This is a genomic window from Streptomyces sp. NPDC050433 (assembly GCF_044458565.1).
Lineage (GTDB): Bacteria > Actinomycetota > Actinomycetes > Streptomycetales > Streptomycetaceae > Streptomyces.
On the sequence record NZ_JBITIB010000007.1, the window covers coordinates 264,340 to 288,036 of the forward strand.

Consider the following 23,697-nt stretch of genomic DNA (forward strand, 5'->3'; position numbering starts at 1 on the left):
TTCGGGCCCCGCGCGGGCCGTGGGATCAGGTGGGGCCAGGAGGGATCAGGAGGGGGAAGCCCCGGTCTCCGGCGGGGTCGCCGGTGCGGTGCCCGGCTGCTTGCCCTTGTTGGCCTCCGTGACCCACCGCTTGAAATTGGCCGGGGTGATGTTCTCGCCCTCCTTCTTCGGGAAGACGGATTCGCCGTTGAGCAGGACGGTCGGTGTGCCGCTGAAGCCGCCCTTCTGGAAGGCTGTGTTCGAATTCACCACCCATTTGTCGTGCTTGCCGTCCTCCACGCACTGACGGAAGCCGGGGGCCGACTCCAGGCCGTCGACCTTGCCCGCCAGCTCCAGCAGCCGGGCGTTGTCCGCGAAGGCGTCCTCGGGCTCCGGCGGCTGATTCTGGAAGAGCGTGTCGTGATACGGCGCGAACTTCCCCACGTCCTGGGCGCACGCCGCCGCGTTGGCCGCGCGCAGCGAGCCGGTGCCGCCCATGTTGCCGTCGATGATCGTGGCGAGGTGGTAGTCGACCTTGAGCTGGCCGGCGCTCTCCAACTCCTTGATCGTGTCCCGGAACGCGTTCTCGAACTGGCCGCAGGCCGGGCAGCGGAAGTCCTCCCACACGGTGAGGGTCGACGGCGCGTCCACCCTGCCCACGGGGATCGCCAGCTCGTCCTTGCCCTGCGCGCCGGACGGCGCGAGCACGGGGCCCGCGGCGCCGCTGCCGCCCTTGTCCTTGTTCGCGTTGGCGGCGACGAGTCCGACCGCCGCCGCGAGGCCCAGACCGCCCACCACCGCCGCCGAGACGATCAGGGAGCGCTTGCGCCGCTCTCGCCTCTTCTCCTGCTCACGCTGCTCCTGGAGCCGCTCTCGGGCGCTCCTCTTTGCCTCACGGTTCTTCTCGCTCACGCCTCAGCAACGAACCGGGGAGGCGCGTACGCACCTCCCCGGTCCCAGGTCCACCCGTACGAGCTACCTCGCCCGTCAGCGCTTACGAACGCCTTCGCCCAGGTCGGCGGCGAGCGCGCGGACCGCCGCCAGTCCCGCCTCGTGGTCGGCGGCGTCCAGCATCAGCTTGACGAAGGCCGAGCCGACGATGACCCCGTCGGCGAACGCGGCGACCTCGGCGGCCTGCGCCGCGTTGGACACCCCGAGCCCGACGCACACCGGCAGATCGGTCGTGGCGCGGGTCCGCGTCACCAGGTCCTGGGCCTGCGCGCCCACCGACTGGCGGGTTCCGGTGACGCCCATCAGGGATGCGGCGTAGACGAATCCGGAGCCCACGGCCGTGATCTTCGCGAGCCGGTCGTCCTTGCTGCTGGGCGCGACCACGAAGACGGTGGCGAGGCCCTGCTTGTCGGCGTGCTGCCGCCACACCTCGGACTCCTGTACGGGCAGGTCGGGCAGGATGCACCCGGCGCCGCCCGCCTCGGCCAGCTCCGTGGTGAACCGCTCGATGCCGTACCGGTCGATCGGGTTCCAGTACGTCATGACCAGCACCGGCTTTCCGGTGGCCTCGTACGCCTCACGCACCGTGCGCATCACGTCCGCGATCTTCACGCCGCCCTTGAGGGCGATGTCGTCGGCGGTCTGGATGACGGGCCCGTCGAGGACCGGGTCGCTGTGCGGCAGCCCGACCTCGACGACATCGGCGCCGCCGTCGAAGACGGCCTTCACGGCGTCGATGCCACCGTCGACCGTGGGGAATCCGGCGGGCAGATACGCGATGAGGGCGGCGCGCCCTTCGCCCCTCGCGGCGGCGAGGGTGTCGCTCAACAGCTGGATGTTCCCGCTCACTTGGCGCTCTCCCCGTCGTACAGCCCGAAGTAACGGGCGGCGGTGTCCATGTCCTTGTCGCCGCGCCCGGAGAGGTTGACGACGATCAGGCCGTCCTTCCCCAGCTCACGGCCGACCTCCAGCGCCCCGGCGAGCGCGTGCGCGCTCTCGATGGCGGGGATGATGCCCTCGCTGCGGGACAGCAGCAGCAGCGCCTGCATCGCGTCGTCGTCGGTCACGGCGCGGTACTCGCCGCGCCCGCTGTCCTTGAGATACGCGTGCTCGGGGCCGATGCCCGGATAGTCGAGCCCGGCGGAGATCGAGTACGGCTCGGTGATCTGGCCCTCCTCGTCCTGAAGGACGTAGGACCGCGAACCGTGCAGGATGCCGGGCTCGCCCGCGCTCAGCGTCGCCGCGTGCTCGCCGGTCTCGATGCCGTGGCCCGCGGGCTCGCAGCCCACCAGCCGTACGGCCTCGTCGGCGAGGAACGCGTGGAAGAGACCGATCGCGTTCGACCCGCCTCCTACACAGGCGACGGCCGCGTCGGGCAGCCGGCCCGCCCGCTCCAGGATCTGCCGCCGCGCCTCGATGCCGATGACACGGTGGAAGTCGCGCACCATCGCGGGGAAGGGGTGCGGTCCGGCGACGGTGCCGAACAGGTAGTGCGTACGGTCCACGTTGGCGACCCAGTCACGGAACGCCTCGTTGATGGCGTCCTTCAGGGTGCGGCTGCCGGAAGCGACCGGCACAACCTCGGCGCCGAGCATCCGCATACGGGCGACGTTGAGCGCCTGGCGCTCGGTGTCGATCTCGCCCATGTAGATGGTGCATTCGAGTCCGAACAGCGCGCAGGCGGTCGCGGTGGCGACGCCGTGCTGTCCGGCGCCGGTCTCGGCGATGACGCGGGTCTTGCCCATGCGCCGGGTGAGCAGCGCCTGGCCGAGCACGTTGTTGATCTTGTGGGAGCCGGTGTGGTTCAGGTCTTCCCGCTTGAGGAACACCCGAGCGCCGCCGGCCTCGGCGGCGAACCGCGGGACCTCGGTGAGGGCACTGGGGCGGCCGGTGTAGTTGACCATGAGGTCGTTCAGCTCAGCGGCGAAGGCGGGGTCGCCCTTGGCCTTCTCGTACTCGACGGCGACCTCGTCGACGGCGGCGACGAGCGCCTCGGGGATGAACTTGCCGCCGAAGGCACCGAAGTAGCCCTCGGCGTCGGGGCTCAGACCCAGGGGGTCGGGAATGAAAAACCCCGAAGAAGCAGAAGAAGCAGTGGAAGCGGACGTCACGGACGTTCTCCTCGTGAGGCAACGGATAGGGGTGCGCCGTGTGCGCCATGGGCGAGGTGGCCCCTTGCCTGTGAAACGGGCCGGGGCTGTCATGAGGAAACCGGACTTCCGGGCGTGCGTCGTCGCGGCTGCGCGACGACGTGTCACACCACTACGTCGGAAGGGCCTCGCCTGAGCGCGGCCCGACGCCATCGCATGCCATTGACCTGACCGGGTTCGTCACCGATCACGTACCGCACCCGCCGGCCGTGCACCCGCCTGGCCGGGGCCCGGCAGCCGCGCGGGCGGCACCCGCGCGCCAGCGGCGCGTGGGGCGCGCGCACGGCGGCGAGGGTTCCTCCGGGGGCGGTGACGGGCATCGGCGGGGTCAGCTCCGTCCGTGCCGCAGCGCCGGGTGGGCACCCGCGGCGACCAGATCGGCCACCGCCGACTTCGGGTCGCGCCCGGTGACCAGGGACTCGCCGACGAGCACCGAGTCGGCGCCCGCGTTGGCGTAGGCGATGAGGTCGTGCGGTCCGCGCACACCGGACTCGGCGATCTTGACGATGCCCTCCGGGATCTCGGGGGCGACCCGCTCGAACGTGCTCCGGTCGACCTTCAGCGTCTTCAGGTCACGCGCGTTGACCCCGATGATCTTCGCCCCGGCGTCGACGGCGCGCTCCACCTCGTCCTCGTCGTGCACCTCGACGATCGGGGTGAGACCGATGGACTCGGCACGCTCGATGAGCGAGACCAGCGCGGGCTGCTCCAGGGCGGAGACGATCAGCAGGGCGAGATCGGCGCCGTACGCGCGCGCCTCCCACAACTGGTACGCCGTGACGATGAAGTCCTTGCGCAGGACGGGGATGTCGACCTTGGCCCGGACGGCTTCGAGGTCGGCCAGCGAGCCGCCGAAGCGGCGCTGCTCGGTCAGTACGGAGATGACGGCCGCGCCGCCCGCCTCGTAGTCCGCGGCGAGTCCGGCGGGGTCGGCGATCGCGGCCAGGGCGCCCTTGGAGGGGCTGGAGCGCTTGACCTCGCAGATCACCGTGACACCCTCGCCGCTCAGTGCGGCGACGCCGTCCTTGGCCGGCCGCGCCTTGGCCGCGCGCTCCTTGAGCTCGTCGAGGCTGACGCGCGCCTGCCGCTCCGCGAGGTCCGCGCGTACGCCTTCGATGATCTCGTCGAGCACACTCACGCGAGCGGCCCCCTTCCGGGAACGGTGTCGGGTTCAGCCATGGATGACGAATGGATGAGGATCAGCCATGTCGATGGTATCCGGAGGAGGGCCCAGCGCCCGCATCCGCCGGTCGAGCCTCGCCATCACCTGGGACTTCATGGAGCGAGCGACGAGCCGAAGGGCAGGTTCCGTACCACCGTGAAGACCAGAATGACGGCGCCGACGGCCCATCCCAAGAAGGGTGGCACCGAGACATGGACCGGCCTTCCGCGAACGACACGAATCAGCCAGATAAACCAGACCACGGCGAAGACGCCGTAGCCGACGACGGCGAGCGCGTTGGCACCGAGGGCGGCGGCGAGGTCACCGTGCGCGACGGCGTGGGCGCTGCGGAGTCCGCCGCAGCCGGGGCAGTAGAGGCCGGTCATGCTGAGCAGCGGGCAGACGGGGTAGTGGCCGCTCTCGTTGGGGTCGACCAGGCCGACGTAGGTGAAGGCGGCGACGACGCCGGTGAGTGTGCCGAGCGGCGAGAGGAGCCGCCGGGCGAGCGGCGGCCGGGCGGCGGCCGGGGGCGGCGCGGCGGGTACAGGCATGGCGTCCACCGGGTGATTGTCCCCCGTGAGCGCGGGAAAGCGCAGCCCGGCCCCTTACGCGCGTCGTCGGCACGGATCGTGGCGACAGCGCGAGGCGCGGCCCGGCTGTGCCGGGCCGCGCCTCATGTCGCGGACGCGTCGGTTACGCGGTCTGGCTGGCCGGCTGGGGCTCCGCCGGGGCGTGCGGCTCGCCGGTGGGCCGGCCCCCACGCTCGGCGGCCTCGTGCTCGGCGCGGTCCAGGGACGCGCGCGCGGCCTCCACCCGAGCCTGCTTCGCCGCTTCGGACTCCTTGACGGCGCCGAGACCCGCGGCCCGCATGGCGAGGCCGACGACGACACCGAGGGGGACGACCGCCAGGCCGGCGACGACGCCGAGGGGATCGGCCGCCACCATGAAGACGCCTGCGATGCAGAAGCCGATGACAGTGATGGTGACACCGGTCCAGGCGGCCGGGGTGTGTCCGTGGCTGCTGCCCGCCATGAATTCGCTCCTCGTTTGCTGATGTGCTGCTGTGGCACTGGGGTCGCGCGCTGGGTGAGTCGGACGCTCACCGTTCATTGTCCCGCACCCGTCGGCGTTTCCCGCCAGGGGGTGGCGACCGCGGTCGGCGAGCTAGCTCGTCGGGTCCTCGCCCCGGTCCAGGGCCTTCCAGAGGTCTTCGGGGCGGTCGGGATCCGCTGCGGGCCCGGTGGCCTTGGCGGGCCTGGCGGCCGACCCCCGGACGCGGGCGGCGCGCGGGGTGCCGTCGCGTTCGTAGCGGCCCGACATGGTCGGCCAGTGTGATCCGTACCGCAGGGCCAGCAGCCCGGCGAGCAGGATGAGCAGGCCGCCGGCGGCTGTGACATAGGGCCAGGCGGTGTGCGTGAGGGCATCGACGGTGGCGGCGGTGTCGCCCGTCGTACGCGCGGCCTGGTCGTCGAGCGCCGCGCTGTCGGTCGCGCCGAGGAGCGCGGCGACGGTCGCGCCCGCACCGCTGAGGGCGAGCAGCCCGGAGACCAGCAGCCGCCCCGCCGTACGGACGGCGAAGACCGCGACGAGGGCGGCGAGACCGACGACGGCGAGCGCGGCGGGGACGCCGGTGACGTCACGGCCTCCGGCGTCGAGCGACACGCTGGCGCCCGCCACGGCGGCGCTGCCCTCGGCCCAGGTCTGGCCGGAGGCGATCAGCACCACGGCGGCGCCGACGGCGCCGAGCAGGAGGGCGACGCCGAGGCTTCGGCCGGCACGCCTTCTCGTGGCGTCGGCCGCGGACTCGGCGCGGGGCTGGGGAATGGGTAGGGCAGTCACCCGACCCACTATCCCCTACCGGTCCGGGCGTACCTCGGACGGGCTGCCGTCAGGAGCCGCCCAGCCGGTTCGCGGTGTGCACCGCCCGTAGCACCGCTGCCGCCTTGTTGCGGCACTCCGTGTCCTCGGCGACAGGGTCGGAGTCGGCGACGACACCCGCGCCCGCCTGGACGTACGCGGTGCCGTCGCGGAGCAGGGCCGTACGGATGGCGATGGCGGTGTCGGAGTCGCCGGCGAAGTCGAGGTAGCCGACGCAGCCTCCGTACAGACCCCGCCGCGAGGGCTCCAGTTCGTCGATGATCTGGAGGGCGCGCGGCTTCGGGGCGCCGGAGAGCGTGCCGGCGGGGAAGCAGGCGGTGAGGACGTCGAAGGCGGTACGGCCTTCGGCGACGCGGCCGGTGACGGTCGAGACGATATGCATGACGTGCGAGTAGCGCTCGACGGACATGAAGTCGACGACCTCGACGGTGCCGGGTTCGCAGACCCGCCCCAGGTCGTTGCGGCCGAGGTCGACCAGCATCAGATGCTCGGCGCGCTCCTTGGGGTCGGCGAGCAGTTCGTCGGCGAGGGCCTGGTCGTCCTGCGGGGTCGCGCCGCGCGGGCGGGTGCCGGCGATGGGGTGGACCATCGCGTGGCCGTCCTCGACCTTGACCAGGGCCTCGGGGCTGGAGCCGACGACGTCGAAACCGTCGAAGCGGAAGAGATACATGTACGGGCTCGGGTTGGTGGCCCGCAGCACCCGGTAGACGTCGAGCGCGCTCGCCTCGCAGGGGGTCTCGAAGCGCTGCGAGGGAACGACCTGGAAGGCCTCGCCCGCCCTGATGCGCTCCTTGATGTCCTCGACGGCCTCCTGGTAGGCGAGGCCGCCCCACAGCGCGGTGTACGGCGGGAGTTCGGACGGCGGCAGTGCGGTGGGCGCGCTGTCCAGGGGGCGTGCCAGGTCCCGTTCCATGGCGTCGAGCCGGTTGACGGCGTCCGCGTACGCCTCGTCGACGCCGGTGTCGGTGTCGTTGTGGTTGATGGCGTTGGCGATGAGCAGGACGGTGCCGGAGCGGTGGTCCAGGACGGCGAGGTCGGAGGTGAGCAGCATCGTCAGCTCGGGCAGGTGGAGGTCGTCGCGCGCGTGGTCGCCGATCTTCTTCTCCAGCCGGCGGACGACGTCGAAGCCGAGGTAGCCGACCATGCCGCCGGTGAAGGGCGGGGTGTCGGCCTCGTCGTCGTGGAGGTCGTGCGGGGTGTGCAGCGCCTCCACGGTGGCGCGCAGGGCGGCGAGCGGGTCGCCGTCGACCGGGACGCCGACGGGCGGGGTGCCGAGCCAGTGGGTGCGCCCGTCGCGCTCGGTGAGCGTGGCGGCGGACCGTACACCGATGAAGGAGTAGCGCGACCAGGAGCGGCCGTTCTCGGCGGATTCGAGGAGGAAGGTCCCCGGGCGTTCGGCGGCGAGCTTGCGGTAGAGACCGACCGGGGTGTCGCCGTCCGCGAGGAGCCTGCGGCCGACCGGGATGACACGGCGGTCGACCGCCAGCTTGCGGAAGGTGTCGAGATCCATGGCAGCGGAGCCTAGTCGGCGGCGGGGCCTGTCGACGGCGCCGACGGCAGGATGACGTCCGCGTCGAAGCAGGTCCGGTCTCCCGTGTGGCAGGCGGCGCCCATCTGGTCGACCTTGACGAGGACGGTGTCGGCGTCGCAGTCGAGCGAGACGGACCTGACGTGCTGGACATGGCCGGACGTGTCGCCCTTGACCCAGTACTCGCCGCGGCTGCGTGACCAGTAGGTGGCGCGTCCGGTGGTGAGGGTGCGGTGCAGGGCCTCGTCGTTCATCCAGCCGAGCATCAGCACCTCGCCCGTGTCGTACTGCTGGGCGACGGCGGGAATCAGCCCGTCGGCCCCCCGCTTGAGCCGGGCGGCGATGGCGGGGTCGAGGCCGCTGGTGGGGGCTGAGCCCTCGGTCGCGCTGGTCATGGTGCCATTGTGCCGCGCCGGCGCCGCCCGCCGGTGCGATGTCCACTGGGCGGACGGCGCGCGGCAGTCGTACGCTGGGGAACATGTCGACCTACGCGAAGCGTGAACGACTTCTGCTCGCCGACCTGTTGGAGGCGGAGGGACCCGACGCCCCGACCCTGTGCGACGGCTGGACCGCCCGTGATCTCGCGGCGCACGTGGTGGTGCGCGAGCGCCGCCCGGACGCGGCGGGCGGACAGCTCATCGGCGCGCTCAAGAACCGGCTGGAGCGGGTGCAGGCGGAGTATGTGGCGAAGCCTTACGAGGAGTTGATCCAGCTCATCCGTACGGGACCGCCCCGGATGTCCCCCTTCGGTATCAAGCAGTTCGACGAGGCGGCGAACACGGTCGAGTACTACGTGCACGCGGAGGACGTACGGCGGGCACAGCCCGACTGGACGCCCCGTGAGCTGGACAAGGTCTTCTCGAACGCGCTGTGGTCGCGGCTGGAGAAGGGCGCCCGGATGATGGGCCGCAAGTCGCCGGTGGGGCTGGTGCTGCGGCGTCCGGACGGTCAGACGGCGGTGGCGCACCGGGGCTCTCCCGTGGTGACGGTGACCGGCGAGCCGAGCGAGTTGCTGCTCTTCGTCTTCGGGCGGCAGGAGGCGGCCCGCGTCGAGGTGGAGGGCGACAAGGAAGCGGTCGACCAGGTCCAGCGGGCGAAGCTCGGGATGTAGCCCGGCTCGGGATGTGGTTCGGCTCGGCCTGCTCAGCCTGCCGGGGCCGGTCGGCCGCCGGGGAGTTCGGCACGGCGCAGGCCGGTGAAGGCCAGGCCCAGCGCGCCGCCCGCCGCACAGACGGCGGCACTGACGACGAAGACCGGGCCGGTGCCCCACAGTCCTACGGCGGCGCCGGTCACCGGGAAGCTCAGCGGTGCGATGCCGAGGGTGAAGAAGGTGGCCACCGATGTCACCCGGCCGAGGTACCCGGGCTCGGTGACCGTCTGGGTCAGCGCCCCGCAGAGCCCGCCGGCGAGACCTGCCAGCAGCCCGACGCAGAGGCCCGCCACGGCGGCGAGGGCGACAGTGGGTACGAAGGCGACGGCGCCGATCGCGAGGGAACCACCGATGGCGGAGAGGCACATGACGAGGCCCGCGCGCGGGAGGCGTCCGCGTACCGCCAGCAACAGGGAGGCGCCGCCGGCGCCGATGCCGAAGGCGGCGACGATCCAGCCCATGCCGCCGGCGCCCCAGCCCCGTTCCTGGGCGAGCAGGACCAGACCGAGGTTGAGCGGGCCGACGAAGCCGAGCTCGCTGAGCGCGATGACGAGCATCAGCGGGCCCAGGACCCGGTGGTGGCGGATGTAGCGCAGTCCGTCGGTGAGTTCGTGCCAGGGACCGGCTCCCGTGGCCTCTGTGGGGGCTTCGGTGGAGGCCCCGGCGGTCTCCCCGAGCGGCAGGGGCCCGATCCGTACGGCGACGAGGAGCGCCAGCGAGACGGCGAACAGCGCGCCCGCCGTGGCGAACGCCGCCGACGGCCCGCCGAACGCGACGAGCAGCCCGCCCAGCGGCCCCCCGGTCACATTGGCCACGCGCGCCGCCAGGCCGCGCAGCCCCTGCACCCTGGCGAGCTGGCCGGGAGTGGTAATGCGCGGCGGCAGGGCGCCGACGGCGGGCAGGAACAGGGCGTCCACGACGCCGAAGACCAGGGCCACGCCGATCAGCAGCCACAGACCGGGCGCGGTGAAGAGCAGGACCGCGGCGATGGCGAGGATCACCACGCAGCGCGCGGCGTCACTGCCGATGACGACGCGGCGCGGGCCCCACCGGTCGGCGAGCACTCCCCCGCCGAGCATCAGTACGGCCCGCGGCACGGCGCCCACGGCCAGCACGACACCGGCCTGGGTCGGGCTGCCGGAGCGGGCGGCGGCCCAGGCCAGCGCCATGTAGTAGACGCTGTCGCCGACCATCGACAGGGTGTACGCGGCGAGCCAGCGCAGGACGTTCGCGTCGCGGTGGGCGGGCCGCTCGGGCTCCGGCGTGACGGGGACGGAAAGGGTCGGGAGCGCGCTCATGAGGGCGTGAACCTCCGTCAGGACTGGCGGAAGGGGAATCCGTAGATGTGCAGGGCGACGTTCTCGCGGTCCTCGGTCCCGCCGGTCTCCTCCGCGGCCCGGCCGGCCTCCTCGTACCGCTTGATCAGCTTGTGCATCTCCTGGCTGAGCGCGGCCAGTTCGCCGGCGGTGAGCCGTGCCAGGTACTCACTGCTGAACGACGCGCCGCGCCACTCCGGCGCCCATGCCGACTGGCTGTCCATGTAGCCGCGGTACAGCTCGGAGCGCTGCTCGAACGACATCCGGCCGATGGCCGCGTGCGTCGCCACGGCCTCGGGGGCGTCGCGGAAGTCCTCGTCGCGGAAGCTCACCCCTTCGGACGCCGGCTGCCACCAGCGCTCGCGACCGTCCTTGCCCTGCCGCGGTGCCTCCTCGATCAGACCGTGGTCGGCGAGCTTGCGCAGGTGGTAGCTGACGAGCGAGACGGCCTCGTCCACCTGCTCGGCGAGCTGCGACGCGGTGGCCGTACGGGAGATGTAGAGCGCGCGGTAGAGCTTCATGCGCAAGGGGTGGCCGAAGGCCTTGAGGGTGGCCAGGTCGTCGATCCTGCGGTTGTCCTTGGCTGCCATGTCCACCACCGTAGATACAAAAGAAAAGTTGCGCAATATAAGTTGCGCAATATTTCCTGCGGATCCTGCGGTGCGCCCGCGCGGTGGCCCCCGCACCGTTTGTGGGCACGGTGCGGGGGTCTCAGGTACGCGGTACGGGTCAGCCGATCGGGCAACTCCCCCGGTACTCCTCGATGGTGGCGCTCGGCTGCGGAAGCGGGCACAGGAACTGTTCGAAGCGGGTGTCGTCGTCGATGAACCGCTTCAGCCACGAAATGCTGTATTTGGCGATCGTGGTGTTCGCCGTGGTGGGCGCGGAGTGGCCGGCCCCGTTCAGCTCCAGATACGCCTTGCCGAGCGAGCCGGGCAGCGACTCGTAGAACGGCTCGGAGTGCGTGGCGACGGGCGCGACCGTATCGCCGTCGGCCCCGACGACCAGGGTGGGTGTCCGAAGCTCCGGCCAGGTCTTGTCGGTGTTCCAGCCGGTCAGCGGGATCGCCGCCTTCAGCGACGTACGGCTCTTGGCGGCCTCCAGGCTGCCGCCGCCGCCCATCGAGTGGCCCATGACGCCGAGCCGGGCCGCGTCGATCCGGCCGCTGACCGTGCTGTTCTGCTTCAAGTGGTCGAGGGCGGCGAGGAGTTGACGGCCTCTGCTGGCCGGCTGGTCGAGGGTGGTGTTGGTGTTGATGGTGAAGACCACGAAGCCCTGCGAGGCGAGTCTGGGGCCGAACCAGGCGACGCTGGACTGTGTGGCGGTGAAGCCGGGGGCGATCGCAACCGCGCCGAAGGTGCCGTCGGCGGTGGACGTCGGGTAGTAGATGGTGCCCCCGCCGAACCCGTCGACGGCGCTCGCGGAGACGGCGGTCTGCGAGACGGCGTACGAGCCGAGCGGCGCCTCGATGCTGGAGACGGTCGGGTCGGGGCCGCGCTCGTACGGGTTGGCGGCGGCTGCTTCCGGGGCGGTGGCCTGGGCTCCGGGGACGAGTCCGCCGAACAGGGCGGCGGTCGCGGCGCCCGCGGTCAGGGCGGCGCGGGAGAGTTGTCGCACTGGGGGGGTCCTCTCGGTGGAGGCGGCGCCACATGCGAGGGACGGACCCGTCGTCCGGGGCCACGTGTCCCACCGGACGGCGACCGCCGTACTGGCTGACACCGAGAGCCTTCCCGCCACGAACCCCCTTCGCCCATCGGCGGGTTGGCAGGTTGACGGAGAACTGCCCCGGAACGGGTCGTTCCGGGGCGGCTTCCGTACGTAGGCGCGCGGCTGGGCGGGTACTCAGCGCACCGGGTGTCCCGCCTCCCGCAGCGCCTTCTTGACCTGGGAGATCCGCAGGTCACCGAAGTGGAAGACGGAGGCGGCAAGGACGGCGTCCGCGCCCGCTTCGACGGCCGGCGGGAAGTGCGCGAGACTGCCCGCGCCGCCCGAGGCGATGACCGGAACGGTGACGTGTTCACGTACCGCCGCGATCATCTCCGTGTCGTAGCCGTCCTTGGTGCCGTCCGCGTCCATCGAGTTGAGCAGGATCTCGCCGGCGCCCAGTTCGGCGGCGCGGTGCGCCCACTCGACGGCGTCGATGCCGGTGCCCCGGCGCCCGCCGTGCGTGGTGACCTCGAAGCTGCCCTCCGGCGTACGCCGGGCGTCGACCGACAGGACGAGCACCTGGCGGCCGAAGCGCTCGGCGATCTCCCGGATGAGGTCGGGGCGCGCGATGGCCGCCGTGTTGACGCCGACCTTGTCGGCGCCCGCCCGCAGCAGCTTGTCGACGTCCTCGGGGGTGCGGACGCCGCCGCCGACCGTGAGCGGGATGAAGACCTGCTCGGCGGTGCGGCGCACCACGTCGTACGTCGTCTCGCGGTCCCCCGACGAGGCGGTGATGTCGAGGAAGGTCAGCTCGTCGGCGCCCTCGGCGTCGTACAGCCTGGCCATCTCGACGGGGTCACCGGCGTCGCGCAGATTCTGGAAGTTGACGCCCTTGACGACCCGGCCGTTGTCCACGTCCAGGCAGGGGATGACTCGGACTGCGAGGCTCATGCCGGGCCTCCGGCTCCGGAGGGCGGGCGGAAGGCTTCCAGCTCGATCTCGACGACCAGGCTCGGGTCGATGAGACCGGCGACGACGACCATCGACGCGGCAGGCCGTACGGCGCCGAACAGCTCCTTGTGGGCACGCCCGACGTCGTCCGCGTCCCCGGCGTGCGTCACATACATCCGGGTGCGTACGACGTGCTCCGCGCCGAGGCCGAGGTCGCCCAGCGCCTTGATGCCGACGCCGAAGGCGGTGACGGCCTGTTCGTAGGGGCCGCCCTCGGCGATCCGCCCGTCGACGACCGAGGTGCAGCCGGAGACGAGGACGAGACCGCCGGGAAGTTCGACGGCGCGGGAGTAGCCGTAGGCGTCCTCCCAGGGACCGCCGGAGGAGATCCGGCGTACGCCCTCGTCGGTCGTGGGGATCTCGCTCATCGGGCCACCTCCACGAGCGCCTCTTCCAGGGTGAACGCCTTCGCGTACAGCGCCTTGCCGATGATCGCGCCCTCGACGCCCTCGGGCACCAGCGAGGCGATCGCGTTCAGGTCGGCGAGTGAGGAGACGCCGCCGGAGGCGACGACCGGCCGGTCGGTGGCCGCGCACACCCGCTTCAGCAGGTCCAGATTGGGCCCCTGGAGCGTGCCGTCCTTGGCGATGTCGGTGACGACGTACCGGGCGCAGCCGGCCGCGTCGAAGCGCGCCAGCGTCTCCCACAGGTCGCCGCCGTCGCTGGTCCAGCCGCGCCCGCGCAGCGTCGTACCCCGTACGTCGAGGCCGATCGCGATCCTGTCGCCGTACTCGGCGATGGCCCTGGCCGCCCACTCGGGGGTCTCCAGCGCCGCCGTACCGAGGTTGACGCGTGTGCAGCCGGTGGCGAGCGCGGCGGCGAGCGAGGCGTCGTCGCGGATACCGCCCGACAGTTCGACCTTGATGTCCATGGCGCCGGTGATCCCGGCGACGAGGTCCCTGTTGTCGCCGGTGCCGAACGCCGCGTCGAGGTCCACGAGATGCAGCCACTCGGCGCCCGCGCGCTGCCAGGCGAGCGCGGCCTCCAGCGGTGAGCCGTACGAGGTCTCGGAGCCCGACTCGCCGTGGACGAGCCGCACGGCCTGGCCGTCGCGCACGTCGACGGCGGGGAGGAGTTCGAGCCTCCGTACGGAGGACGGGGTGGTTGTGCCGGACATCAGAAGGTTCCGATCCAGTTGGACAGCAGCTGGGCTCCGGCGTCGCCGGACTTCTCGGGGTGGAACTGCGTGGCCCACAGTGCACCGTTCTCCACGGCGGCCACGAACGGCTCGCCGTGCCGGGACCAGGTGACCTTCGGGGCGCGGATCTTGGGGTTGGTGACTTCCAGGGACCAGTCGTGGACGGCGTACGAGTGCACGAAGTAGTAGCGCTCGCCCGCGTCGAGCCCGGCGAAGAGCAGGCTGTCCTCGGGCGCCTCGACGGTGTTCCAGCCCATGTGGGGGACGGTCGGGGCGGTGAGCGGCCCGACGGTGCCCGGCCACTCGTCGAGACCTTCGGTCTCCACGCCGTGCTCGATGCCGCGCTCGAAGAGGATCTGCATGCCGACGCAGATTCCGAGCACGGGGCGCCCGCCGGCCAGCCGGCGGCCGACGATCCAGTCGCCGCGTGCCGCGCGGAGCCCTTCCATGCAGGCGGAGAAGGCGCCGACACCGGGCACGATCAGACCGTCGGCGTTCATCGCCTTGTCGAAGTCACGGGTGATCTCGACCTCCGCCCCGGCGCGGGCCACGGCACGCTCGGCCGAACGGACGTTGCCGAAGCCGTAGTCGAGGACGACGACGTTCTTGGTCATTCCCAGAGTCCCTGGATACGGAGGATGCCCGCGACGAGGCAGAGCGCGGAGCAGATGCCGAGCAGGACGATGACGCCCGTGGGCTGTTTCTGTTTCGCGAAGGAGTAGACGCCGCCGGCCAGGAACAGGCCGAGGACGATGAGGATGGTGTTGAGACCGGTCATGGGGTTAGAGCGCGCCCTTCGTGGACGGGAGGATGCCGACGGCGCGCGGGTCGCGTTCGCTCGCGTACCGCAGGGCGCGGGCCAGGGCCTTGAACTGGCACTCGACGATGTGGTGCGCGTTGCGCCCGTACGGGACGTGGACGTGCAGCGCGATCTGTGCCTGGGCGACGAACGACTCCAGGATGTGCCGGGTCATCGTCGTGTCGTAGGCGCCGATCATCGGCGCCATGTTCTCGGGCTCGGTGTGCACCAGGTAGGGGCGGCCGGAGAGGTCGACGGTGACCTGGGCGAGCGATTCGTCCAGCGGGACGGTGCAGTTGCCGAAGCGGTAGATGCCGACCTTGTCGCCGAGCGCCTGCTTGAAGGCGGCGCCGAGGGCGAGGGCGGTGTCCTCGATGGTGTGGTGCGAGTCGATGTGCAGATCGCCCTCGGTCTTGACCGTCAGGTCGAACAGGCCGTGCCTGCCGAGCTGGTCGAGCATGTGGTCGTAGAAGCCGACGCCCGTCGACACCTCGACCTTGCCCGTGCCGTCGAGGTCAAGCTCGACAACGACCGAGGTCTCCTTGGTCGTTCGTTCCACGCGGCCGATCCGGCTCATGCGCTCTGCTCCTTCGTCAATTTACGTACCGCGTCGAGGAACGCGTCGTTCTCGGACGGGGTGCCCGCCGTGACCCGCAGCCGGCCGGGGACGCCGTTGTCGCGCACCAGCACGCCCTGGTCGAGGATCGTCAGCCACGCCTCGTGCGCGTCCTCGAAGCGGCCGAACTGGACGAAGTTGGCGTCCGATTCGGTGACCTCGAAGCCCATCGCCCGCAGTTCGGTGACCAGCCGGTCCCGCTCGGTCTTGAGCTGTTCGACATATCCGAGCAGCGTATCGGTGTGCTCCAGCGCGGCGAGCGCGGTGGCCTGGGTGACGGCGGACAGGTGGTACGGCAGGCGCACCAGCTGCACCGCGTCGACCACGGCGGGGTCGGCGGCGAGATAGCCGAGGCGCAGTCCGGCGGCGCCGAAGGCCTTGGACATCGTGCGGGACACGACGAGGTTCGGCCGGCCCGCGAGCAGCGGCAGCAGCGAGGGGTGGTGGCTGAACTCGACGTACGCCTCGTCCACGACCACCAGTGACGGCCTGGCGGCCTGCGCCGCGTCGTACAGCCGCACCACGGTCGCGGCGTCGACGGCGCTGCCGGTGGGGTTGTTGGGGGTGGTGATGAACACGACGTCGGGGCGGTGCTCGGTGACGGCCCGCTCGGCGGCGGCGACGTCGATGGTGAAGTCCTCGTGGCGGGGTCCGGAGATCCAGCCGGTGCCGGTGCCGCGCGCGATGAGGTGGTGCATCGAGTACGAGGGCTCGAAGCCGATCGCGGTGCGGCCGGGGCCGCCGAAGGTCTGGAGCAGTTGCTGGATGACCTCGTTGGAGCCGTTGGCCGCCCAGACGTTGGCGGCGGTCAGCGGGAGGTCGCCGGCGGTACGGCGCAGATAGGCGGCCAGTTCGGTGCGCAGTTCGACCGCGTCCCGGTCGGGGTAGCGGTTGAGCCCGCGCGCGGCGTCGCGGACCCGCTCGGTGATCCGCTCGACGAGCGGTTCGGGCAGCGGGTACGGGTTCTCGTTGGTGTTGAGGTGTACGGGGACGTCCAACTGGGGCGCCCCGTAGGGGGACTTGCCGCGCAGTTCGTCACGTACGGGAAGATCGTCGATGTTCGTCACGCGCCGCGCACCTCCCCCATGGGCAACTTCCAGCCGAAACGCGCCTTGACGGCCGCGCCGTGCGCGGGCAGGTCCTCGGCCTCGGCGAGCGTCACCACGTGGTGGGCGACGTCGGCGAGCGCGTCGCGCGTGTAGTCCACGATGTGGATGCCGCGCAGGAAGGACTGGACGGACAGGCCGGAGGAGTGACAGGCGCAACCGCCGGTCGGCAGTACGTGGTTGGAGCCGGCGCAGTAGTCGCCGAGCGAGACGGGGGCGTAGGGACCCACGAAGATCGCGCCCGCGTTGCGGACCCGGGCGGCGACGGCGGCGGCGTCGGCGGTCTGCACCTCCAGGTGCTCGGCGCCGTACGCGTCGACCACGCGCAGTCCCTCCTCGATCCCGTCGACCAGCACGATCGCGGACTGCTTGCCCGCCAGGGCGGGCGCGATGCGCTCCTCGACGTGCTTGGTGGCGGCGGTCTGCGGCACCAGTTCCTTCTCGACCGCGTCGGCCAGCTCGACGGAGTCGGTGACCAGGACGGCGGCGGCGAGCGGGTCGTGCTCGGCCTGGCTGATCAGGTCGGCGGCGACGTGCGCCGGGTCGGCGGTCGCGTCGGCGAGGACGGCGATCTCGGTGGGGCCGGCCTCGGTGTCGATGCCGATGCGGCCCGCGAAGTAGCGCTTGGCGGCGGTGACCCAGATGTTGCCGGGTCCGGTGACCATGTCGGCGGGCGGGCAGCCGTCGGGGCCGGTCGTGCCGTACGCGAACATCGCGACGGCCTGGGCGCCGCCGACCGCGTACACGTCGTCGACGCCGAGCAGGGCGCAGGCGGCCAGGATCGTCGGGTGCGGCAGGCCGTCGAACTCCTGCTGCGGGGGCGAGGCGAGGGCGATGGACGCGACGCCCGCTTCCTGCGCCGGGACCACGTTCATGATCACGGACGACGGGTAGACGGCGCGTCCGCCGGGCGCGTACAGCCCGACGCGGCCGACCGGCACCCACTTCTCGGTCACCGTGCCGCCGGGCACGACCTGGGTGGTGTGCTCCGCGCGCCGCTGGGCGCGGTGGACGATACGGGCCCGCCTGATGGACTCCTCCAGCGCGGCCCGTACGGCGGGGTCCAGGGCTTCCAGCGCCCGGCTGAGGGCTTCGGCGGGGACCCGTACGCGGTCCAGCGTCACGCCGTCGAATTTCTCCGCGTACTCGATCAGCGCCGCCGTGCCTCGATGGCGTACGTCCTCGCAGATGGGCCGCACCTTCGCCAGGGCGGCTTCCACGTCGAACTCGGCACGGGGCAGCAGGCCGCGCAGTGCGCCGCCCTCGGGGAGGGCGTCGCCGCGCAGATCGATTCGTGAGATCACGCGGTCAATTCTCGCAGACCGGATCTCGCCGACGGTCGCCCGTATCACTGGCTGATATGAGCCCTGAATGTCACTCACGGCTACTAACGTTGACGATTGGCGTTCATTCGGTCACTCAGAGGGAAGAACATTCGTACGGCCCACAACAGCAGCCCCGCCCGGCGACGGCTGCTCGGGAGTCACACAGCGACGGACAACGGCGGCGAACACACGACAGGCACGACGACGCACAGCGACAGGCACGGCAAACGGGGAAGCGAGGCGCGGCAGTGTCCGAGCCGCACAACGACGAAGCTCCGGACTGGCTCTCCGCCACAGAACTCGGCATGTGGCAGGCATTCCGGAACGGCAGCACCTACGACTTGAGCGTGCCGAGTCCACTGCTCAACGACCCGGCCGAGGCCGGCCCCTGGGGCGAGCACCGCAGCGTGCGCGCCCGCGTGGTCGCGCTGCTGCTGCTCAGCGGCCCCTCGGCGCGGCCCGGCCGGGTCGCCGCCCTCAAGCTGCGCGGGGCGTACATCAGCGGGTCGCTGGATCTCGCGGGCGGCAATGTCGAGCCGTACGTGGAGCTGACGTACTGCCGCTTCGAGCGTGAGGTGGTGCTTCCGGAGTGCCACTTCACCACCCTGCGGCTGGTGGGCTGCGTGCTCCCGCGCCTGGAGGCGGCCCGGCTGCGCACCGAGGGCGATCTGCATCTGCCGCGCTGCCAGGTCGCGCGCGGTATCCGGCTGACCGACGCGCAGATCGGCACGGACCTGCTGCTCAGCCAGATATCCGTCCGGCCCGACAGCAACAGCCGGTCGATAGCCGCCGACGGGATGTCGGTGGGGCAGGATCTGCAGGCCGAACAGATCGAGACGCACGGCGAGTTCAGCCTGCGCGGCTCGAAGGTCGGGGGCTCGCTCATGCTGCGCGGCAGCCGGCTGCGCGCGGCGGGCCAGCGCCGCGCGCTCAACGCGCCGCAGCTGACGGTGGAGCGCTCGCTCTATATGACGGGCGCCGTCGTGAGCATCGCGACGGGCAACGCCAACTCCACGCCGCCGTACGGCACCGTCTACACCGGAAACACCGCGACGCTGCCGCCGGGCACCGAGATCCAGCGCTTCGAGTGCTACGGCGGGGTCCGGCTGGACGACGGGCGGTTCGGCGACACGGTCGACTTCCACCAGGCGCGTTTCCTGATGGCGCCCGGCGAGGAACTGTCGCTGCGCCGGATCACCGCGACGGAGCTGCGCTTCCAGTGCGAGCGCCCGCTGGAGGGCCGGGTCGTGCTGAGCGGCGCGAAGATCACCACGCTGATGGATCTGTCCACGAGTTGGCCGGGCCCCGGCGGTCTGGCCATGGGCGGCTTCGGCTACGAGAACGTGGTGCCGTCCGGCCATTTCCCGCTCAACCGGCGGCTGGAGTGGCTGAGTTCGGCGACCCCGGAGTATTCGCCGGAGCCGTACGAACGTCTGGCGCAGGTGATGCGCAACAGCGGCGAGGACGCCGACGCCCGCGAGGTGCTGCTGGCCAAGCAGCGCCGACGGCGCGAGACGCTGCCGTTGGCGGCGAAGTTGTGGGGCTATGTCCAGGACTGGACGGTGGCGTACGGCTACCGGCCGGGCCGGGCCGCGCTGTGGATGGCGATGCTGTGGGCGGGCGGCACGGTCGCTTTCGCGCGGCATGCTCCGGAGCCGCTCAAGGGCGAGGAGCACCCGGCGTGGAATCCGTCCCTTTATGTGCTGGATCTGCTGGTGCCGGTGATCAATCTCGGCCAGGACGGGCACTGGCGGCCGGAGGGCGGCTGGCAGTGGTTGTCGGCAGCGATCGTCCTGCTGGGATGGATCCTCGCCACGACTGTCGCAGCGGGCGCCTCACGTCTCCTGCGTCGCGGCTGACCCGGCACCCACCCGCTTTCTTTGCCTTCCCTTGACCGACCCGGAGACAACCTTTCACCCACCACCAAAGCTTCACATATGCCCTCTGGCGCCCCTGCGACCTGCGGTTTTCAATGGTCCGCACCATGGCATTGATTCGCGCACTGATCAGTACCGCGCGCATGCTCCGGCACACCCCGCGGCTCGCCGACGGACTTCCCCCGGACGATGCGGTACTGCTCGACGCCCCCGACGACCGGCTCGCCCCGGCGCTCGTCTCGGCCGCCCTCGGCGAGTACGAGCAGGCGGCGAAGCTGCTGGCGACCACACGCGAATCAGCCGAATGGGAGAACCGCGACCGCTACGTCATACGGCTCGCCGCCTTCGCCCACCACCGCGACGCCTGGCTGGGCCACTGGCTCGCCGCGTCCCCGCACGATCCGGACGCACTGGTCGTCAAGGCCGAACTCGCCGTGCGCAGGGCCTGGGAGTCCCCGGCCCGCGCCGAACTGCTGCGCGACATGGGCCCGCTGATCGGCGCCGCGGCCGAGGGCGACCCGCGCGACCCGGTGCCGTGGCGGATCGCCCTGGACCACGCGCGCGGCACACACGCGGGCCACCAGGCCTTCGAGACGCTGTGGGGCGAGGCGGTGCGCCGCTCCTCGCACCACTACGGATGCCATGTCGCGGCCCTCCAGTACCTCTCCGCCCAGTGGCACGGCTCGCACCAGGAGTGCTTCGACTTCGCCGAACAGGCCGCCGGGGACGCGCTGCCGGGCTCGCTCGTGAAGGCGCTTCCGATGCGGGCCGCCTTCAGCAGGCTGGTGAGCGGCGACCTCGTCTCCGTGACGACGGACCGGATCGACGCGGCCTGCGACGAGGCGATCGCGCTCTCCTCCGTGTACGCGACGGGCGACCCCTGGCCGGCGGAGGTGCGGAATCTGCTGGCGTACGTGCTGGTCGTACGGCACCGGTGGGACGAGGCACTGGAACAGTTCCGGCTGATCGGCCCGTACGCGACGTCCTTTCCGTGGACGGCGCTGACCGACGATCCGCTGGGCCAGTTTCTGGAGACACGGGACGGCGTACGCCTCCAGGTGGCCTCCGGGATGCCCTTGTGGAACCGAACCGACAGAAGGCGCCCGCGCGGCCATTACGCTTGAGCGTTGTGACCACCGCACATCTCCCTCTCTTCCCGCTGAACGCGGTGTTGTTCCCGGGCCTCGTCATGCCCCTGAACATCTTCGAGGAGCTGTATCGCGCCATGATGCGCGACCTGCTCAAGACCGACGAGTCCGAACCGCGACGCTTCGTCGTGGTCGCCATCCGCGACGGACACGAGGTCGCGCCGACCGCCTCCGGCATGCCCGATCCCACGTCCCTGCCGGAGCGCGGACCCGCGGCGGGCTTCGGCACCGAGCCGCTCAACTCCTTCCACCAGGTGGGCTGCGTCGCCGACGCGACCACGATCCGCGAACGCCCGGACGGCAGCTTCGAGGCACTGGCCACCGGCACCAGCCGGGTCAGGCTGCTCTCCGTCGACCCGAGCGGGCCCTATCTGACCGCCGAGGTCGAGGACATCGCTGAGGACTCGGGCGAGGGCGCGGGAGCGCTCGCCGAAGGCGTACTGCGGGCGTTCCGCAGCTACCAGAAACGGCTGGCGGGCGCGCGTGAGCGGTCGCTGTCGACCGGCACCGAGCTGCCCGACGAGCCGTCCGTGGTCTCGTACTTGGTGGCCGCGGCGGCCGTCCTGGACACCCCGGCGAAGCAGCGGCTGCTCCAGGCACCGGACACCGTGACACGGCTGCGGGAGGAGCTGAAGCTCCTGCGGGCCGAGACGGCGGTGATCCGGCATCTGCCGTCGCTGCCGGCCGTGGATCTGACACGGGCCCCGACGAGCCCGAACTGACGCGAGGAACAGGTCCCTTGACCAAGCAGTCGAAGAAGCAGGCGAAGAAGGCCGCGGGCGGCACCCCGGCGACGGTCGCGCTGACGGCGGCCAAGGCCGCATTCACCCTGCACGCGTACGAGCACGACCCGGCGGCGCCCAGTTACGGCGAGGAGGCCGCCGAGGCGCTGGGGGTCCCAGCGGACCGGGTGTTCAAGACGCTGGTCGCCGACGTCGACGGCGAACTGACCGTGGCGGTCGTCCCGGTCTCCGGCTCGCTGGACCTCAAGGCGCTGGCCGCCTCGGTGGGCGGCAAGCGGGCGACGATGGCGGACCCGGCGGCGGCGGAGCGCACCACGGGCTACGTGCGCGGCGGCATCTCACCCCTGGGCCAGCGGAAGCGGCTGCGTACGGTGGTCGACGCCTCGGCGCGGGACCACGCGACGGTCTGCGTCTCGGCGGGCCGCCGCGGCCTGGAGGTGGAACTGTCCCCCTCGGACCTGGCCTCCCTGACGTCGGCGACGCTGGCCCCGATCGCCAGGACCTGACGGCGTCGGCCGGGCGCGCTCCGTCAGCGCCCGTCCTGCGGCCCGGTCTCCTGCGGCCCGGTCTCCCGCGGCGCGTCCGTCGGCGCGTTGTCGGGTCCTGCGGGAAGGTACGGCGCCCCGAACGGCACCCACTCCGGCTCAGGGTCGCGCGGGCCGAACAGCGCCGTCAGCGCCAGATGTACGAGCATCGCCGCCACCGGCCACGCCAGCAGCGCGCCCCGCGCGTTCAGCTCCAGCGGGGCGTCGAACGTCGCGCCCTGCCCCACCGCGCGCGCCTGCGCCACCACGTCGTCCGGGCCCAGCACCCATCCGACCAGCCACGCCAGCCCCGACGCGAGCAGCCCGCCCAGCGCCAGACCCACCACCAGCGGGACACCGCCGCGCCTGCGGAAGAAGAAGACCAGGGCGGCACTGACCACACCGAATCCCAGGGCCAGCAGCACGAACGTGCCGTCGGCGCCGATCGCCTCCTCGCCCTCCGTGTCCTTCAGGAAGACGGCCGAGTCACCCGCGATCAACGGCACCCTCGGCGACAGCCAGAGCCAGAGCAGTCCGAGCAGCACACCGGAGAGAGCCACGGCGAGGGTCACGCCGACGGCCTGCTTCAGCTCGGTCCTCGTGTCGGTCTCGTCCGCCGCCTCGGGGACGTACGCGGTGGCTCCCGCACCCTGCGGCTTCTGCCAGGGATCGTCGTTCGGCGGCTGGTGGGGAGGCGTCAGAGGTGCTGTCACCCCGCCATCGTGCCAGGCATGGCGCGGCTGTGCCTCATCGGACCGCCGCACGCCTGTACGCCCAGGTCGCCACAGCCAGCGACACCACGCCGACGGCCGCGCAGACCGCCAGATCGAGGGCGACGGTGGGCCAGTCCGGATGCCGGTCGAAGCTGCGGGCCAGAGCCTCCACGCCGTACGTGGACGGCAGCAGATCGCGGGCGTACGTGATCAGCCCCGGAAGCCGGTCGGCGGGCAGCACACCGAGCAGCAGCGCGGCGGACATGCCGAGCTGCCCAAGCAGCGTGGCCAGCTCCTGACGGGGCGCGAGCAGCCCCAGCGCGGCACCGAGACCGGCGAGGGCCGCGCCGGAGAGCGGGATGACGGCGACCAGCACCCAGAGGTGGGTGAGCGGCAGATCGAACAGCAGACTGCCGGTCACCGCGGTCACGGCGGTACCCGGCACCGTGAACGAGGCGTACGCGCCGGCCGCGCCCAGCACCACGGCCGCGGGCGGCACGGGCAGCGTCGCGTAGTGGTCGAGGCCGCCGGTCGCCCGCAGCTGCCCGAAGTACTGGGCGAGCAGATTGAGCGCCACGAAGGCCACGACGAGCACGCTCGACCCTGCCACCACGGCGCGCGCCTCGGCGCCGCCGTCGACGACACCGCGCATCAGGATCATGATCCCGACGGACTGGAAGGTGGCGACGAAGAGAAGCGGGATACGGGCGACGCGGGCCCGCGACAGCTGTGCGCGGTACACGGCGGCGAGCGAGGGCAGCAGGCGCGCGCGAGGAGCCAGCGACGCGGGCGTCTTGTCAGCCCCGTCGGCTCCGTCGGCTCCGTCGGTTGCGGCACGGGTGTCCGGGGCTGTCCGGCTCTCCCCTGCGACGGCCTCCGCGGGCACGATGCTCACCTGGCGCTGCTCCTGTTCGGTGCGGACGGTCGGGTGCGGGC

Annotated in this window: 27 protein-coding genes and 1 pseudogene; 5 read left to right on the forward strand and 23 right to left on the reverse strand. The window is 71.8% G+C overall.

The window, feature by feature from the left end; genetic code table 11:
- Positions 1–45 precede the first annotated feature (45 nt).
- The 10 genes and pseudogenes from ACIBLA_RS11590 to hisI form a co-directional block, all read right to left on the reverse strand.
- On the reverse strand, positions 46–891 hold the full coding sequence (locus ACIBLA_RS11590) for a thioredoxin domain-containing protein (RefSeq protein WP_363245871.1): 846 nt from the start codon (positions 889–891) through the stop codon (positions 46–48).
- Between the two features lie 75 nt (positions 892–966).
- Positions 967–1,779 (reverse strand): tryptophan synthase subunit alpha, encoded by an 813-nt coding sequence (trpA, locus tag ACIBLA_RS11595; protein ID WP_363245872.1) that lies wholly within the window; start codon positions 1,777–1,779, stop codon positions 967–969.
- Entirely contained in the window at positions 1,776–3,041 is a 1,266-nt protein-coding gene (gene trpB, locus ACIBLA_RS11600; protein WP_363245873.1) for a tryptophan synthase subunit beta, read from the reverse strand. Before trpB ends, trpA begins: the two co-directional genes overlap by 4 nt.
- Positions 3,042–3,184: 143 nt before the next feature.
- Positions 3,185–3,400, reverse strand: coding sequence for a tryptophan biosynthesis modulator TrpM (gene trpM, locus ACIBLA_RS11605; protein WP_363245874.1), 216 nt, complete (start codon positions 3,398–3,400; stop codon positions 3,185–3,187).
- 8 nt (positions 3,401–3,408) lie between these two features.
- On the reverse strand, positions 3,409–4,218 hold the full coding sequence (gene trpC / locus ACIBLA_RS11610) for an indole-3-glycerol phosphate synthase TrpC (RefSeq protein WP_363245875.1): 810 nt from the start codon (positions 4,216–4,218) through the stop codon (positions 3,409–3,411).
- A gap of 137 nt (positions 4,219–4,355) precedes the next feature.
- The gene (locus tag ACIBLA_RS11615; RefSeq protein ID WP_399198473.1) at positions 4,356–4,793 is read right to left on the reverse strand and encodes a DUF2752 domain-containing protein; all 438 of its coding nucleotides are present in this window, start codon (positions 4,791–4,793) and stop codon (positions 4,356–4,358) included.
- A gap of 241 nt (positions 4,794–5,034) precedes the next feature.
- Positions 5,035–5,274 (reverse strand): annotated as a pseudogene (locus ACIBLA_RS11620) (HGxxPAAW family protein); the annotation flags it as partial.
- Between the two features lie 132 nt (positions 5,275–5,406).
- Complete coding sequence (locus ACIBLA_RS11625; protein ID WP_363245876.1) at positions 5,407–6,090, reverse strand: TIGR02234 family membrane protein; 684 nt, start codon at positions 6,088–6,090, stop codon at positions 5,407–5,409.
- 40 nt (positions 6,091–6,130) lie between these two features.
- A complete protein-coding gene (locus ACIBLA_RS11630; protein ID WP_363245877.1) occupies positions 6,131–7,630 on the reverse strand; it encodes an anthranilate synthase component I in 1,500 nt (499 codons plus the stop codon).
- An 11-nt stretch (positions 7,631–7,641) separates the two neighbouring features.
- Complete coding sequence (hisI, locus tag ACIBLA_RS11635; protein WP_363245878.1) at positions 7,642–8,043, reverse strand: phosphoribosyl-AMP cyclohydrolase; 402 nt, start codon at positions 8,041–8,043, stop codon at positions 7,642–7,644.
- An 83-nt stretch (positions 8,044–8,126) separates the two neighbouring features.
- Here hisI and ACIBLA_RS11640 point away from each other — a divergent pair, with 83 nt between their 5' ends.
- Entirely contained in the window at positions 8,127–8,759 is a 633-nt protein-coding gene (locus ACIBLA_RS11640) for a TIGR03085 family metal-binding protein (protein WP_363245879.1), read from the forward strand.
- Between the two features lie 32 nt (positions 8,760–8,791).
- On the opposite strand, the gene ACIBLA_RS11645 is transcribed toward ACIBLA_RS11640, so the two are convergent.
- The 11 genes from ACIBLA_RS11645 to hisD all read right to left on the reverse strand — a co-directional run bounded on the left by ACIBLA_RS11645 (position 8,792) and on the right by hisD (position 17,735).
- On the reverse strand, positions 8,792–10,096 hold the full coding sequence (locus tag ACIBLA_RS11645) for an MFS transporter (RefSeq protein WP_399198456.1): 1,305 nt from the start codon (positions 10,094–10,096) through the stop codon (positions 8,792–8,794).
- A 17-nt stretch (positions 10,097–10,113) separates the two neighbouring features.
- Entirely contained in the window at positions 10,114–10,704 is a 591-nt protein-coding gene (locus tag ACIBLA_RS11650) for an ArsR/SmtB family transcription factor (protein ID WP_399198457.1), read from the reverse strand.
- A gap of 139 nt (positions 10,705–10,843) precedes the next feature.
- Positions 10,844–11,731, reverse strand: coding sequence for an alpha/beta hydrolase (locus ACIBLA_RS11655; RefSeq protein WP_399198458.1), 888 nt, complete (start codon positions 11,729–11,731; stop codon positions 10,844–10,846).
- A 225-nt stretch (positions 11,732–11,956) separates the two neighbouring features.
- On the reverse strand, positions 11,957–12,712 hold the full coding sequence (hisF, locus tag ACIBLA_RS11660; protein WP_399198459.1) for an imidazole glycerol phosphate synthase subunit HisF: 756 nt from the start codon (positions 12,710–12,712) through the stop codon (positions 11,957–11,959).
- Positions 12,709–13,140: a RidA family protein gene (locus tag ACIBLA_RS11665; protein ID WP_363245884.1), complete on the reverse strand. Its 432-nt coding sequence runs from the start codon at positions 13,138–13,140 to the stop codon at positions 12,709–12,711. Before ACIBLA_RS11665 ends, hisF begins: the two co-directional genes overlap by 4 nt.
- Complete coding sequence (priA, locus tag ACIBLA_RS11670) at positions 13,137–13,889, reverse strand: bifunctional 1-(5-phosphoribosyl)-5-((5-phosphoribosylamino)methylideneamino)imidazole-4-carboxamide isomerase/phosphoribosylanthranilate isomerase PriA (protein ID WP_363245885.1); 753 nt, start codon at positions 13,887–13,889, stop codon at positions 13,137–13,139. Before priA ends, ACIBLA_RS11665 begins: the two co-directional genes overlap by 4 nt.
- A complete protein-coding gene (gene hisH, locus ACIBLA_RS11675) occupies positions 13,889–14,524 on the reverse strand; it encodes an imidazole glycerol phosphate synthase subunit HisH (RefSeq protein ID WP_363245886.1) in 636 nt (211 codons plus the stop codon). The genes priA and hisH overlap by 1 nt, the downstream gene beginning before the upstream one ends.
- Positions 14,521–14,688, reverse strand: a complete 168-nt coding sequence (locus ACIBLA_RS11680) for a hypothetical protein (protein WP_023542407.1) — start codon at positions 14,686–14,688, stop codon at positions 14,521–14,523. Before ACIBLA_RS11680 ends, hisH begins: the two co-directional genes overlap by 4 nt.
- 4 nt (positions 14,689–14,692) lie before the next feature.
- On the reverse strand, positions 14,693–15,286 hold the full coding sequence (hisB, locus tag ACIBLA_RS11685; protein ID WP_363245887.1) for an imidazoleglycerol-phosphate dehydratase HisB: 594 nt from the start codon (positions 15,284–15,286) through the stop codon (positions 14,693–14,695).
- Entirely contained in the window at positions 15,283–16,392 is a 1,110-nt protein-coding gene (locus ACIBLA_RS11690) for a histidinol-phosphate transaminase (RefSeq protein WP_399198460.1), read from the reverse strand. The genes hisB and ACIBLA_RS11690 overlap by 4 nt, the downstream gene beginning before the upstream one ends.
- Positions 16,389–17,735 (reverse strand): histidinol dehydrogenase, encoded by a 1,347-nt coding sequence (hisD, locus tag ACIBLA_RS11695; protein WP_363245889.1) that lies wholly within the window; start codon positions 17,733–17,735, stop codon positions 16,389–16,391. Before hisD ends, ACIBLA_RS11690 begins: the two co-directional genes overlap by 4 nt.
- A gap of 269 nt (positions 17,736–18,004) precedes the next feature.
- On the opposite strand from hisD, the gene ACIBLA_RS11700 reads away from it, so the two are divergent.
- From ACIBLA_RS11700 to ybaK, 4 genes are all read left to right on the forward strand, one after another.
- On the forward strand, positions 18,005–19,615 hold the full coding sequence (locus tag ACIBLA_RS11700; RefSeq protein WP_363245890.1) for an oxidoreductase: 1,611 nt from the start codon (positions 18,005–18,007) through the stop codon (positions 19,613–19,615).
- 113 nt (positions 19,616–19,728) lie between these two features.
- Complete coding sequence (locus tag ACIBLA_RS11705) at positions 19,729–20,757, forward strand: hypothetical protein (RefSeq protein WP_399198461.1); 1,029 nt, start codon at positions 19,729–19,731, stop codon at positions 20,755–20,757.
- 5 nt (positions 20,758–20,762) lie between these two features.
- The gene (locus ACIBLA_RS11710) at positions 20,763–21,503 is read left to right on the forward strand and encodes an LON peptidase substrate-binding domain-containing protein (RefSeq protein ID WP_399198462.1); all 741 of its coding nucleotides are present in this window, start codon (positions 20,763–20,765) and stop codon (positions 21,501–21,503) included.
- A 17-nt stretch (positions 21,504–21,520) separates the two neighbouring features.
- Positions 21,521–22,030, forward strand: a complete 510-nt coding sequence (gene ybaK / locus ACIBLA_RS11715) for a Cys-tRNA(Pro) deacylase (RefSeq protein WP_363245893.1) — start codon at positions 21,521–21,523, stop codon at positions 22,028–22,030.
- A gap of 23 nt (positions 22,031–22,053) precedes the next feature.
- Here the strand turns inward: ybaK and ACIBLA_RS11720 are convergent, their stop codons facing one another.
- Positions 22,054–22,761 carry an ABC transporter permease gene (locus ACIBLA_RS11720; RefSeq protein ID WP_399198463.1) on the reverse strand — a complete coding sequence of 236 codons (708 nt, stop codon included), beginning with the start codon at positions 22,759–22,761 and terminating at the stop codon, positions 22,054–22,056.
- Between the two features lie 34 nt (positions 22,762–22,795).
- Positions 22,796–23,656 (reverse strand): ABC transporter permease, encoded by an 861-nt coding sequence (locus ACIBLA_RS11725; RefSeq protein WP_399198464.1) that lies wholly within the window; start codon positions 23,654–23,656, stop codon positions 22,796–22,798.
- Positions 23,657–23,697: the final 41 nt, after the last annotated feature.

Excerpts from the sequence above, each read along its gene's own strand:
- trpM (WP_363245874.1), bottom strand. The coding sequence starts at position 3,400 with ATGCCCGTCACCGCCCCCGGAGGAACCCTCGCCGCCGTGCGCGCGCCC.
- ACIBLA_RS11615 (WP_399198473.1), bottom strand. The coding sequence starts at position 4,793 with ATGCCTGTACCCGCCGCGCCGCCCCCGGCCGCCGCCCGGCCGCCGCTC.
- ACIBLA_RS11630 (WP_363245877.1), bottom strand. The coding sequence starts at position 7,630 with ATGGATCTCGACACCTTCCGCAAGCTGGCGGTCGACCGCCGTGTCATC.
- hisI (WP_363245878.1), bottom strand. The coding sequence starts at position 8,043 with ATGACCAGCGCGACCGAGGGCTCAGCCCCCACCAGCGGCCTCGACCCC.
- ACIBLA_RS11640 (WP_363245879.1), top strand. The coding sequence starts at position 8,127 with ATGTCGACCTACGCGAAGCGTGAACGACTTCTGCTCGCCGACCTGTTG.
- ACIBLA_RS11645 (WP_399198456.1), bottom strand. The coding sequence starts at position 10,096 with ATGAGCGCGCTCCCGACCCTTTCCGTCCCCGTCACGCCGGAGCCCGAG.
- ACIBLA_RS11650 (WP_399198457.1), bottom strand. The coding sequence starts at position 10,704 with ATGGCAGCCAAGGACAACCGCAGGATCGACGACCTGGCCACCCTCAAG.
- hisF (WP_399198459.1), bottom strand. The coding sequence starts at position 12,712 with ATGAGCCTCGCAGTCCGAGTCATCCCCTGCCTGGACGTGGACAACGGC.
- ACIBLA_RS11665 (WP_363245884.1), bottom strand. The coding sequence starts at position 13,140 with ATGAGCGAGATCCCCACGACCGACGAGGGCGTACGCCGGATCTCCTCC.
- priA (WP_363245885.1), bottom strand. The coding sequence starts at position 13,889 with ATGTCCGGCACAACCACCCCGTCCTCCGTACGGAGGCTCGAACTCCTC.
- hisH (WP_363245886.1), bottom strand. The coding sequence starts at position 14,524 with ATGACCAAGAACGTCGTCGTCCTCGACTACGGCTTCGGCAACGTCCGT.
- ACIBLA_RS11680 (WP_023542407.1), bottom strand. The coding sequence starts at position 14,688 with ATGACCGGTCTCAACACCATCCTCATCGTCCTCGGCCTGTTCCTGGCC.
- hisB (WP_363245887.1), bottom strand. The coding sequence starts at position 15,286 with ATGAGCCGGATCGGCCGCGTGGAACGAACGACCAAGGAGACCTCGGTC.
- ACIBLA_RS11705 (WP_399198461.1), top strand. The coding sequence starts at position 19,729 with ATGGTCCGCACCATGGCATTGATTCGCGCACTGATCAGTACCGCGCGC.